Source organism: Marinobacter salexigens (assembly GCF_002806945.1).
Lineage (GTDB): Bacteria > Pseudomonadota > Gammaproteobacteria > Pseudomonadales > Oleiphilaceae > Marinobacter > Marinobacter salexigens.
In genome coordinates this window covers 197,398-209,984 of record NZ_NIHC01000003.1, presented here as the reverse complement: position 1 = coordinate 209,984, position 12,587 = coordinate 197,398, and the positions used below count along the sequence as shown (strand labels likewise).

Below are 12,587 nucleotides of genomic sequence, written 5' to 3'. Positions count from 1 at the left end.
TGTTCTATGACTCCGGCTGCTTTGGTGGGTTGTTGGCCGGCGTTTTCTCCATAAACGTCCTTATCATGTCCATTGGTAACGGAAAAACGATGGTGGACGAATTGGTATTACCCATATCGGCGAGGGTTTGCATGTAGCGCAACTGCATGGCCCCTGAATCTGCTGACATTACCTTTGCCGCCTCTACGAGCTTTTTCGACGCCTGCAACTCACCTTCTGCATGAATCACTTTCGCCCGCCGCTCCCGTTCGGCTTCAGCTTGCCGCGCTATGGCCCGAATCATGGATTCATCAAGATCTACATGCTTGATCTCTACATTGGCAACCTTGATCCCCCATTCTTCAGTCTGAGTATCAATAATTTCCTGAATGTCCGCATTAAGTTTGTCACGCTCGGACAGCATCTCATCGAGATCGTGCTTACCCAGCACAGAACGAAGCGTAGTCTGGGATAGCTGGCTGGTCGCTGTATTGAAGTCCTCCACCCGGATAATCGCACGCTCCGGATCCACCACCCGGAAATACAGCACTGCGTTAACCCTTACAGTTACGTTATCCCGGGAAATCACGTCCTGGCTGGGCACATCCAGAGTGATTACTCGCAAATCCACTCGTACAAGCTGCTGAATGCCCGGGATCACAATAATGAGCCCGGGGCCTTTCACGCCCTGAAAGCGTCCCAGAAAAAACACCACACCACGCTGGTACTCCGGCAAAATCTTGATGGCAGAACCCAGAATCAGTATCAGCACCACAACGGGTGCCAACCAGGGAATCAGTTCACCAATCATACAGCCTCCTCATTTTGCTGCTGGCTACTCTGTGCCTGCCTCGCCTTCGACTCGTCAGACACCTCTACGCTGACCGTCAAACCCTCAATGGCAGTAACCTGCAAGATTGTACCCTGGCGCACAGGGTGTTCACTGAGGGCTCTCCAACGCTCTCCGCTGAGCCGCACATGCCCTCGATAGTCGCCATGCTTTTCCTCGAAATCGTTCAGGGCAGCGGCTTTTTGTCCGATTATCTGCTCGGTGCCACTCACCGGGCGTTTTTTCCGTAACCCGGCAAACCGCGCAACGGTCCACAATATGAAACCTGCCGCCACCACTGCGGTGCCACCAATGGCCGGCAAGGAAATAGCGCGGTGACTACCATCCATAAGAATGACTGAGCCGGCAACAAACGCAACTATGCCGCCCACACCGAGAATGCCAAAGCTGGGCACGAAAGACTCACCCACAATAAATGCCAGCCCAAGCAACACCAGCGCCAATCCGGCGTAGTTAACCGACAGTACCTGAAAAGCAAACATGGCAAGGATCAGGCAGATGGCGCCAATCACGCCCGGCACCACTGCGCCTGGGTTTGCCAGTTCAAAAATAATGCCGTAGAACCCGATAATCATCAGGAAATAGGCCACGTTGGGATTAGTAATGACGGAAAGCAGGCGAGTGCGCCAGTCTGGCTGCATACGAACCAGCTCCAGCCCGGCTGTTTGCAACCTTGTCTCACCAGATGCCAAGGTCACCCAGCGCCCGTCAATCTGGCGTAGAAGCGCGGGCAAATCTGCTGCAATCACATCAATTACATTGCGCTCCAGTGCCTCACTGGCACCCAGGTTCACCGCCTCACGCACGGCCTCTTCTGCCCAGTCGGCATTGCGACTGTGGCGCTCTGCCAGCCCTCGTATGTAGCTGACAGCATCTTCCAGAACCTTGCGTTCCATGGCCGTTTCGCCACGGCGCTTGCTGTGGGCAGGAGGGTTTTCGCTTTTGGCGTTATCGTCATCAGGCCGGGGGTCCGCCGATGGTTCTGCAGGCTCCGGGCTGCCGGGCAAGCCGCCCATTTGAACCGGCGTTGCCGAACCCAGGTTGGTGGCCGGCGCCATTGCGGCAATATGACTGCCATAAAGTATATAAGTACCGGCACTGGCCGCCCGAGCGCCTTGGGGGGAAACATAAGTGGCCACAGGCACATCAGAGCTGAGAATGGCTTTAATGATGCCCCGCATGGAATCCATGAGACCGCCGGGCGTGTCTATCTCGAGAATCACCAACCGGGCCTCTTCGGACTCTGCCCGGCGAATGCCGCGAACAATATAGTCCATGGTAGCGGGGCCAATGGCGCCCTCAACCGTCAGAACAAGTGCCGTTCCCGAGCTTTTTTGCTGGGCGAACACTTGATGGGCCAGTGACGTAAGACAGAGCAAGGCACCGGCCATAAAAACCGCGGCCCACACTTTCAGCCGATTCTGGCGACCTGATACTGTGGGTCGGTAATATTGCATATCGCCTCCCCGAATGCAGAAGATGACTCAGAACACTTTGGCGAGTACCGGCACCGACAACCGCCGTAACACAAAGCCAATGGGTGATCTGGCCTTCTTCAGTTCGACCCGCAAACCCTCAGAAAGTGCCGCAAGGTCAACTTTGGCCGGCCTATGCCGGCATTAATAATAATTCGATCCCGGCTGTCGAACTCTTGCTAAAAAGCCCGGAGCTGGCCCCGGTGATCAGTATGGCTCGATTCATGGATTCTCCAGGTTTATTGTCCAGGGAGCTGCCGGACGCCGCGGGCATCAGAAATACAGCTTCTGCTCAGGCTCTTCTGATGCGGAACGCTGCTTGTCTTTGGCGGTTTTATCAGAGGCCACTTGTGAAACCTGCTCACCAATCATAGTCGGGATACCATCAGCTTGGTCTACTGCCAATTCTATTGCCTTGCGCTGAACCTCAACCCCCGGATGTTTCTGGCGGAAAGCCTCCACTTCCCGGGCCACTTCGCGCCACAGGCGATCCCTGTCTTTCTGGCTGTAGTCCTCATCGGGACGGTGAACCTCAAGCCAGACCTCACCGCCGGATATGCCCATTTTTACGGGTTTATTCACCACCTGTACCGGTGTCCCCTTGCTCACCTGATAGACAAAACGGGAGATATCTTCGTTATACATTCGGAAACAACCGTGGCTGACCGCCATGCCCACGCCAAACAACTTGTTGGTGCCATGAATCAGGTAACCCTTCTCGCTCAGCATGAGTGCATGGGTGCCCAAAGGGTTATCAGGCCCGGGGGGAATCATGCGGGGCAGGAAGTCGCCCGAGGCTTCGTACTCTGCACGAATACTGGCAGGGGGATACCATGCCGGCGACTCCAATGGCATGGTGACCTTCGCATCGGCAAGGGGTGACGGGTTTTCCTCCGTACCAACGCCCACCGGATAAACCTGGACGCCGTCCTCGGCAAAATAGTACAGCCGGTATTCCGCCAGGTTAATCACAATGCCTTCCCGGCGTGCGTCCGGAATTATGTACTGGCGCGGCAGGGTAATTGTGGTGCCTTCACCTGGCAGCCAGGGGTCAACACCCGGGTTGGCTTTCACCAACTCGAGATAGCCCATTGCAAGCTGGCTACCCACTTCGGCAAAGGTATCCTCATACTGGGTGGTAAACACGTCCAAGCGGCCCGCCAGATCCCCTTTGATCTCGAACGTGGGCACTCGGGGGCTGCGGTCTGCTGCCTGCTCTGCAGCAGACTGTTCAGGTGCGTTTGTCGACTTTGCTGCCAATACAGGCTGAAACGCCAGAGTTACCGCTAGCAACACCGGTGCTGAATACGTTTTAAATCCCATAAACCCCATTCCAGAATAACCTGCTTCTTAACCTGCCGTGACAGCCTGCTCCCCAAGGAGTTCCATCAACCAGTGCACGCTATGATAGCTGCTATGCTGGCCGGCAACATCTCCGCTGTTGTATCTATGATAGCTCGGGTTCTGCCACAAAGAATCCCAAGCGAGACACTAAGCCCGCATGCGCCAGACAGGTAGCACCGCAACAGCAACAAATACAGCAACCAGCCACCAGGCCGCATGAAACGCATTGATTGTGGGTATACCGCCGCTGTGCTCTCCGAATTCAATGGTCAGTGCCACAATATTCACGCCAAAGGCGCCACCCAACTGGCGGGTAAAGTTGATGGTACTGGAGCCTGCGCCAAGCTCTTCGGGTTTGAGCGGGTTGAGTGCGCCTATAGACAGGGATGGCAACATGAAGCCTATTCCAATCCGCCCGAACACCGTCCATAAGGCAAGCCAGCCAAACGCCAGAGTAAGATCAGATACCGCAAACAGGATGGCGGATGCCGCAAACATTGCCATGCCGAAAATAACCAGCTTACGGGCATCACCGCCACGGTCAGCCAGCTTTCCTGCCAGTGGGAATGTCATGCCTAACACAATGCCGGCCGGCAGCATCAACAGCCCTGCCTGGGTTGCTGTATAGCCGAGGGCGGTTTGAACGTATAACGGAATCAGATAGGTGGAGCCAAACAAGGCAAGCCCCAGAGCCATTGCGCCCAGGTTGGCATACAGAAAGCCGGGCTTGCGCAGCAGGCTGACATTCACCAGGGGGTGATTTATGCGCTTTTCCCGCAGAATAAAGACAACCAGCAGCACCAGCGCCACCAGCCCTTCGAGGGCGACCCGAGCTTCCTGATTGCCCAGGTTTTGCATGCGGTTCAGGGCATCAAGGGCTAGCCCGATAGTGGCACCAAGAAGCACCAGGCCGGGCAGGTCAAAGCGATAGGGCGCCGGCCGGGCGGCAGGCACAGGCAAAAACTTCAGCGCCATAAATACGCCGATGAATGTGACCGGGGCAGGCGCAAACATTACAAAGCGCCAGTCCAGCTGATCAACCAGAAAGCCGCCCAATACCGGCCCGAGTGCTGGTGCCAGCACCACGCCCATGCCATAAATACCCATGGCCTGACCGCGTCGATTGCGGGGAAAAATCCGGAACACCAGGTACATGCCCATGGGCTGCATAAGGCCAGCCATGGCGCCCTGGCCAATGCGAGCAGCAATGAGTTGCTCCGGTGAGCTGGCAAAACCACCAACCACTGATATCACCGTGAACGCGGCCATGGCAACCGCCAGGGTCTTGCGCACGCCAAAATGATCCAACAGCCACGAAGAAGCCAGCATGGTGGTGGTCATGGCCGCAATAAAACCGGTGGCCAGCCAATGTACCATGCCTTGGCGGATATTGAATTCCACCATAATTTCGTGGAGCGCCACATTCACCACAGTCGCACTCAATACGGTCGCGATGGTACCCACCATTACCGTACAGACTGCTAGCCAGCGCCAGCCATTACCATATCGGGCCGTCAGCCCTTCAACTGTATTATCACTCAAGTGACTACTTCTGCTTTTCGCCGTTTTCCATGATTTTATGGAATACTTTCAAGGCAATCGCGATATCGCCTTCATCCACACCCTCCAGCATTTCGTCTCGCAGCATGTTGGCACGATCGGTGAGCACTTCCATGAAGTCGCGGCCAGGGTCTGTGAGATGCAGTCGACGGGCTCTGCGGTCGTTGGGGCAGGCCCGGCGCTCAATCAATCCCTGTTGTTCCAGACTGTCGAGCAGGCGCACCAGTGTCGGGTTTTCAATGGCCATCAAACCGGCCAGCTCGCGCTGGGTCAGGCCTTCACCTCCCTCCTGCAGGTAGACCATGGTGGTCCAGCGGGCCTGGGTGACGCCCAAGTCTTTCAGGCGTTCGTCTAACAGCTTGCGCCAGCGTCGGGTTACCCGAGCGACAGCAAATGGGAATTGATCTTTCATAGTTACATCTCCGTTCCGGGGCCGGCACGCGAGCCGCACAACACCGGCCAAAAGGCTTACATTACAGGAAAGCTACCAATAGTAAGCTAACAATTTAGATAATAGAAGGTGCAAAAGCAAAACAAATTCGACAAAAACCGCAACACGGCCGAGCATTCACCACTCAGCCTGTCTCGCGCAACGCCTCATCGTTCATCTCCTCAACTTCGGGAGATTCATGGAACTCTGTATTTCGCGGATCGAGTTCAGTAAGCACAGGCGAAGTTTCCGGCATTGCTGGTACATATTGCTCCTGGTCCTCTACCGCTACATCGTCTGTAAAGGTAATGCGCAGGGACGTAATAATCGCGAGAACCAGCAAAAATCCCGCATTGCCTATAAACAGACCTTTCGGGCCCAGCAGATTGATCAGTTCAGCCATGACAATAGGGCCAATCACACTGCCAACACCATAACTGAGCAGCAGCGTGGCACTTGCGCCAACAATACGGGTGCTTTCCATACGGTCGTTGGTTATTGCGACAGAAATCGGGTAGATCATTGCAGAGAGACCGGTGAACACGCCCACCAGAGCCATGAGCAGCCTCAGGTTTCCGGCGCCGGAAAAGCTGACAGCCACGGCGGCCAGTGACGCGAAAAACACCACCCAGAACATCACACGGCGACGATCAAAGCGGTCGCACAACCGCCCCAAAGGCCAAGCCAAAAGCATGGCCGCAACAATGGCGCCTGCCATAAAGGTTGAGGTTTCCGCGACATCGAGACCTACCATGGTTGCGTATACCGGACCCAATGCATAAAAACCACCAATCAGCACGCCACAGGTGAGGGCGCCTGTAACACCGGTGAATGACTCGCGGGCCAACGTGAAGAATGAGATACGCTGAACCTGCTCAATCACAGGTGCCTCCATACGGGTAAGAGACAGGGGGACCAGTGCCAGTGTCAGCAAAATCGCAGCTATGGAAAACGGCATGAAATTGGCGGGATCGCCCACATTGATAATTAGCTGGCCGCCCGCAGCAGAAAGATAAAATACAACCTGATAAACTGCGAACAGCGCACCGCGATTGCTGTTGCTGGCACGGCTGGAGAACCAGCTTTCGATAACCACCAGCACACCGGCAACAGTGAAGCCCGAAAGCACCCGCAGAAATGCCCAGAACACCATGGAGACGGCCATCGGATACATCAGTGACGTAACGGCCGCAATTGCTGCGAATACGGCAAAAGCCCGGATGTGACCAACACGCCCAATGATACGGTGCACATAAAGCGTGCCCAGAACAAAGCCGATGGAATAGCACACCAGCACCCAACCGATTATGTCGGGCGAAACCGATTCGATGCTCAGGCGAATGCCCAGCAACGTCATCAGAAAGGCATTTCCGCTGACCAGTAAAACAATGCTCAAAAGAAGAGCAGAAAGAGAGGTGACCATTCGGGTCATGGCGGAAACTCCCGGAGTTCTGGCCAGTTATTACAGCAGCAGTTTGCAAGCGTGACTACTAAGCACTTCCCGAAGGGATAAAAAGGCCGAAAAAGCACGGCTGACGCTGCTATGCTATGATTTCACAATGTTTCACATTAATGCGCCGTAACAGACCCGCACGGCCATTGGGGGTAACATCGATGGATATTTCTCAATAAACCCATGAGCGTCTGGTTATGAAAAAAACGGACTGGCCCATCCGGTGGGATTTGCTGCTTCGCTACCGACTCATCGAAACCATTGCACTGTGGGAAGGTCGTTTGACCACAAACCACATTTGCCACAGCTTTGGAATTGGTCGTCAGCAGGCATCCAAGGATATAAACACGTACCTGCGCGAACTTGCCCCGGGCAACCTTGTTTATGATCGTCACCTCAAGGGATATGTACCTTCACCCCGGTACCAACCCGTTGTGACCCGCGGACATGTGAGCGAGTATCAGGATTTGCTGGCGCGCCAGCAAAGTCTCAGCGGTACATTTGAAGCCTTGGACATCGGTTTGCCAGACAGTACTGTTGTATACAGCCCGAGCCGCGTCATTGCACCCGAAACCATGCGTTCGGTCGTGGCTGCCACCCGCCACGGCAGACAACTCAAAGCCAGCTACTCCTCCTTGAGCCGCCCGGAAGCCGTTGAAGCTATTCTCGAACCACACACCTTGGTGTGCACCGGCAACAATTGGCACCTTCGGGCCTGGTGCGACTCCAACCGGGAATTCCGCGACTTCGCCCTCAGCCGCTTCCACGCAGCGCCCGTAGCCCTGCGGCAAAAAGCCAAACACACCATGCAGCAGGATGATGACTGGAACCGCTTCGTGACCATGTCACTCTCCCCGGACCATCGGCTGACCGAAGCCCAGCAAAAAATTATCGCTCTGGATTATGGTATGGAAAATGGCCATCTGGAAGTTGAGGCCCGGGCCGCCCTGGCACCCTACGTTTTATCTCGGCTTGGAATAACTCTCGACAGCCACCATCCGGACCCATTGGTTCAGCAGCTTGAGTTGACCAACCCGGATCACCTCGGGTTTGGCAGCAAACGTGAGCGCGCACTGAAAGCAGTCGCGGGCCTGCGTTAACCATTAAGCAATCAGCGTGAGCCCCAGCAAACGATACGTTTGTGCCTTGTTGTTTCTTCTGGCGTTGCTGCCTGCCTTTCCGGCACTGGTAGCCGCCTCTTGTGGCGGGTCGGCCACGCCGATTTCCATGATTCAAGGCCGGGGTGACACCTCTCCTCTGGTTGGCCACCGCGTTACGGTTGAAGGCATACTCACGCTCGACGCTCGAATGAAAGGCGGTTTTTCCGGCTTTTACCTGCAGCAGGCTGACACGGAAACCGACGGAAACCCCGAAACTTCTGAAGCCCTGTTTGTTTATACCCGAAAGCCAACTGGCACCTCCGGGGAGCGCCTGCGGGTAACCGGCACCGTCAAAGAGTTCCACGGCCTGACCGAGCTGGTTAGCGTAAAAAACATAAAGTCTTGCGGCCCAGCGCCCCTTCCCAAGGCGCGGGTTTTATCTCTGCCAAGTCCGCATGACCTGGAATCCCTTGAAAACATGCGCGTGCGCCTTGCCCAACCCCTAACGGTGATTGACTCATGGAATCTGGCACGTTTCGGCGAGCTCACGCTCGCTGCCAATGACCAGGTTGTGCCTACAGAGTATCTGACGCCCGGACCAAAGGCCGTAACGGCTGCTGCCCGCAATCGCCAGCAGAGGCTGCTGCTGGATGATGGCCGCGGTGTACGCCAACCCGAACCGATTCCCTGGCCCCCGGGCGGCCTCAGGTCTGAGAACACCGTGCGCAGCGGCGATAAAATCCATGACATCTCCGGCATTCTTGATTACCGCTTTGGTGCCTGGAGAATACAACCGGAACGCCCACCGGTTTTCCAGCCTGTAAACACCAGGGCTCCAGCCCCTGCAAGGCCTGACACAGCGCATGTCCGGGTGATGGCAATGAATCTGGAAAATTATTTTAACGGTGATGGAGAAGGCGCAGGTTTTCCAACACCCCGAGGTGCGCCAACGGCGCTTGCACTCGAAACCCAACACCAACGGCTGGTAGAAGCACTGCGTCAGCCCGACCCGGACATTCTGGCAATCACAGAACTGGAAAACGACGGCTATAGCGAGACCAGCGCAATAGCACAGCTGACTCGTGCGCTAGGCCCGGAATGGTCTTTTGTTGCAACTCCCGGAGCCGACGGTAACGACCAGATACGCACCAGCTTGCTGTACCGCCATGATCGCATCCTCGCCGAAGGACAACCCCTGCGGCTCGCTTCTGGCCCGTTCATCAGACAAGGCCGCCCGCCACTGGCGCAAGTATTCCGGTCCGACGGAAAAGGCCTTGCCGTTCAGGTGGTGGTTCCACATCTGAAGTCAAAATCCTGCCGAGGAGCCACTGGTAAAAACAAGACCAGGCATGATGGCCAGGGCTGCTATGCCCACCGTCGCTCCGAAGCAGCCCGGGCACTTGTACAATGGCTTGAGCAGCCACCGAAGATCCGTGATTTCGCCGGCACACTGATTACCGGCGACCTTAACAGCTATTTCCAGGAAGAGCCGCTGCAGGTTCTTCGGCATGCCGGCTTCACCAGCATGGTGCATCACTTTCACCCCTGCAACGCACAGCAGTGCGACCACTACACCTACAGGTATAAAGGCGAGAAGGGGTCATTGGATTATGCGTTGGCTTCGCCTTCGCTTATGCCACGAGTCCTCCATGCCAGTACCTGGGCTATTAATGCCGACGAGCCCCCTGCTCTTGGCTATAAGAACAACCTCCCGGGCACTACCACCTCACCTTGGCGCTCCTCCGACCACAACCCGGTGATTACCGACATCCAGCTCTGATTGTTTCTTCAATTTCCTGAAGGATTCCGGTGATATAGCCCAGCATTGACCTTTCACGCCCGCGGGACGCGTCATTGAAGTCATGGGGACAGAGGTCTGCAAAGGCCATAATCAAAATCAGATTTCAGAATGACAGATAACAAAAACAGCGGATAGCGAGGATTCCCATGCGTGTCTCTGCCTCCAATACTCAGGACCTGGGTATGCCGGCGATCTACCTGCATATACTGGCCGAACTGTTGAAGACCCTTGGTCTGGACGAGCGCGATCTGCTGCTCAGGGTTGGACTGGACCCGGTTCGACTGCAATCCACAGACGTTCGGGTAAGCCTTGCGCAGGCCAGCGAGTTTGTCACCCGCGCCACCATTGAAAGCGGCGAGCCCGGCCTTGGCATTATGCTGGCTCGCGAGCTTAAACTGCCTTTGCACGGTGCTCTGGGTGTGGCGGTAATGAGCAGCCGCACCTTGCAGGACGCTCTCGACCTGATGACCCGTTACCTCACCCTCAGGGCACCACACCTGAGTGTCAGCTGCCACGAGCACGACGGTGCCATGCATTACGCCATTCTCAGCGATGGCGATCCGGGACCACTGCAAGGGTTCATTATGGACGCTATGTTGTTTGGCTGCGCGTTCATGGGTGAGCAGCTTACCGGCTCTGATATTGGGGGCGCCGAAATTCTCAGAAAAGGGCCTGAGCCTGCGTATTTTGGCCGTTTCCGGCAGTCAATTGTGATGCCTGTAAACTATGGCGCCCGGGAAGATGCTTTGGTCATCCCGAACCGGATACTGTCGGCGCCTATTCGCTTCAGCGATGACCAGCTTGCGGAGTCATCCCGCGCCCAGTGTGAAGATGCCCTGAAGCAGCTTACCGAAGATGCAGGGTTCAGCTGCCGGGTACGGCGAGTGATTGAAACCAGTTATCCGTTTCCACCAAAGCTGGCGCGGGTGGCTGCAACCTTGTTTGTATCCGAGCGTACGTTAAAGCGCAGGCTTCAGGAAGAACAAGCCAGCTTTCAGAACCTGGTGGATCGGGTTCGATTGGACCGCGCCCGGGAGCTCCTCACCAGCACCAGCATGAACCTGATCCAGATTGCAGAGGCTTTGGGCTATGCAGATGCTGCAAATTTTACACGGGCATTCAAACGCTGGACGGGCAACAGCCCAAGCCACTACAGGGTGAGGGAGGAGCAGCCGGCCGGCACACTCCTACGTACCAAAACACCGACCCCCGCCTGATCAGTCGATGCCGATAATTTTGTGCATTTGCAACGTCAGGCGCCAGCGGGGGTTAGCCAGGCAGTAATCTGTGGCCTTGCGAGTGTTACTCTGTTTAACCGGATCTGTGCTGCCTTCAGGCGCGGCTGGAGAAGCCATTGGCGACAGGAAAAAGTGCCGGGCCTTCAGGTGAACAAACCTTTCCGGCATGGCTTTGGCCTGAGGATACACCAGCTTCAGCTCATCGCAGGCTTCGATCACCACAGGCGCATCTGCTTTGGGGCTCACACACAACCAATCAATACCCGCTGGTGCAGGCAAAGTGCCATTGGTTTCCACGCCCACCTCAAAGCCCGCCTGATGGAAGGCCTTGATCAACGTTTCGTCCAGCTGCAACAGTGGCTCGCCGCCGGTACAAACAACATAAGGCGTTCCCGGTGCATCGGGCCACAAACTGCGAATGTGGTCTGCCAAAGCTTCTGCAGTTTCAAAGACCCCACCATTCTGGCCATCTGTTCCCACAAAATCTGTATCGCAGAAATTACACACGGCCGCAGCCCGGTCTTTTTCCCGGCCTGTCCACAGATTGCACTTACTGAAGCGGCAAAACACGGCTGCGCGGCCGGCCTGGGCGCCCTCGCCTTGCAAGGTATAAAAGGCCTCTTTTACTTTGTACATCAGCGACCCGCCTCGTAGGCTAGTGGATCTGCAAGGCCATTCCCGGCAAAAGCTTCAAGTCGCTCTACGCAAGAACCGCAAAGCCCGCAGGCCTTTTCCCGGCCGTTGTAACAGGTCCAGGTGTGGGCGTAATCAAGCCCAAGCTTCAGGCCCTCGGCCAGAATCTCGCCCTTGGTCATGTGCATGAAGGGTGCTTCAATGCCCACGGGCTCGTAATTGGCAACCCGGCATACAGCATCCATTTTCTCCACAAACTCCGGCCGGCAGTCAGGGTAAATGGCGTGGTCCCCCCCGTGAGCGCCATACCACACGGCACCGGCGTTCACTGTCACCGCGTAGCCTGTGGCCAGTGAAAGCAGGATCATATTCCGATTAGGTACCACCGTGGCCTTCATGTTTTCTTCGTCGTAATCGCCTTCGGGTATATCGCCGCCAGAGGTCAGGGCAGAGCCAGACATAACCTCACTCATGGCACGAATATCTATCACCTTGTGGGGTATATCAAGGGCAGTACACACCGAGCGCGCAACATCCAGTTCACGGACATGGCGCTGGCCATAGTTGAACGATAGTGCATGAACGTTCAGCCCCTGGGCGCGTGCGCGATGGAGCAGGGTAAAGGAGTCCATGCCTCCGGAATAGATAACAACCACGGTGTCAGTCATGCGGGCTCCTGGCAAGCGGGTAAAAGGTTCTTGAAAGGCCGGGTAAAGGCGAGGCG

At 56.0% G+C, this 12,587-nt stretch carries 11 protein-coding genes; 3 read left to right on the top strand and 8 right to left on the bottom strand.

What is annotated here, in order from left to right; genetic code table 11:
* Window positions 1-4 precede the first annotated feature (4 nt).
* The 6 genes from CDH47_RS05910 to CDH47_RS05885 all read right to left on the bottom strand — a co-directional run bounded on the left by CDH47_RS05910 (window position 5) and on the right by CDH47_RS05885 (window position 7,070).
* Window positions 5-790, bottom strand: a complete 786-nt coding sequence (locus CDH47_RS05910; RefSeq protein WP_100638933.1) for a slipin family protein — start codon at window positions 788-790, stop codon at window positions 5-7.
* The gene (locus CDH47_RS05905; RefSeq protein ID WP_100638932.1) at window positions 787-2,286 is read right to left on the bottom strand and encodes an NfeD family protein; all 1,500 of its coding nucleotides are present in this window, start codon (window positions 2,284-2,286) and stop codon (window positions 787-789) included. The genes CDH47_RS05910 and CDH47_RS05905 overlap by 4 nt, the downstream gene beginning before the upstream one ends.
* 291 nt (window positions 2,287-2,577) lie before the next feature.
* Window positions 2,578-3,627 (bottom strand): L,D-transpeptidase family protein, encoded by a 1,050-nt coding sequence (locus CDH47_RS05900; protein ID WP_100638931.1) that lies wholly within the window; start codon window positions 3,625-3,627, stop codon window positions 2,578-2,580.
* A gap of 168 nt (window positions 3,628-3,795) precedes the next feature.
* Entirely contained in the window at window positions 3,796-5,190 is a 1,395-nt protein-coding gene (locus CDH47_RS05895; protein WP_100638930.1) for a DHA2 family efflux MFS transporter permease subunit, read from the bottom strand.
* Between the two features lie 4 nt (window positions 5,191-5,194).
* Entirely contained in the window at window positions 5,195-5,620 is a 426-nt protein-coding gene (locus CDH47_RS05890) for a MarR family transcriptional regulator (protein WP_100638929.1), read from the bottom strand.
* Between the two features lie 163 nt (window positions 5,621-5,783).
* Complete coding sequence (locus tag CDH47_RS05885) at window positions 5,784-7,070, bottom strand: MFS transporter (protein ID WP_100638928.1); 1,287 nt, start codon at window positions 7,068-7,070, stop codon at window positions 5,784-5,786.
* A gap of 218 nt (window positions 7,071-7,288) precedes the next feature.
* Between CDH47_RS05885 and CDH47_RS05880 the strand changes: the two genes are divergently transcribed.
* The 3 genes from CDH47_RS05880 to CDH47_RS05870 all read left to right on the top strand — a co-directional run bounded on the left by CDH47_RS05880 (window position 7,289) and on the right by CDH47_RS05870 (window position 11,209).
* On the top strand, window positions 7,289-8,191 hold the full coding sequence (locus tag CDH47_RS05880) for a helix-turn-helix transcriptional regulator (RefSeq protein ID WP_100638927.1): 903 nt from the start codon (window positions 7,289-7,291) through the stop codon (window positions 8,189-8,191).
* A 16-nt stretch (window positions 8,192-8,207) separates the two neighbouring features.
* On the top strand, window positions 8,208-9,971 hold the full coding sequence (locus CDH47_RS05875; RefSeq protein WP_239985595.1) for an ExeM/NucH family extracellular endonuclease: 1,764 nt from the start codon (window positions 8,208-8,210) through the stop codon (window positions 9,969-9,971).
* A gap of 167 nt (window positions 9,972-10,138) precedes the next feature.
* Window positions 10,139-11,209 carry an AraC family transcriptional regulator gene (locus tag CDH47_RS05870; protein WP_100638926.1) on the top strand — a complete coding sequence of 357 codons (1,071 nt, stop codon included), beginning with the start codon at window positions 10,139-10,141 and terminating at the stop codon, window positions 11,207-11,209.
* Here CDH47_RS05870 and queE read toward each other — a convergent pair whose 3' ends face one another.
* Window positions 11,210-11,866, bottom strand: coding sequence for a 7-carboxy-7-deazaguanine synthase (gene queE, locus CDH47_RS05865; protein ID WP_100638925.1), 657 nt, complete (start codon window positions 11,864-11,866; stop codon window positions 11,210-11,212).
* Window positions 11,866-12,531, bottom strand: a complete 666-nt coding sequence (gene queC / locus CDH47_RS05860) for a 7-cyano-7-deazaguanine synthase QueC (RefSeq protein ID WP_100638924.1) — start codon at window positions 12,529-12,531, stop codon at window positions 11,866-11,868. Before queC ends, queE begins: the two co-directional genes overlap by 1 nt.
* Window positions 12,532-12,587: the final 56 nt, after the last annotated feature.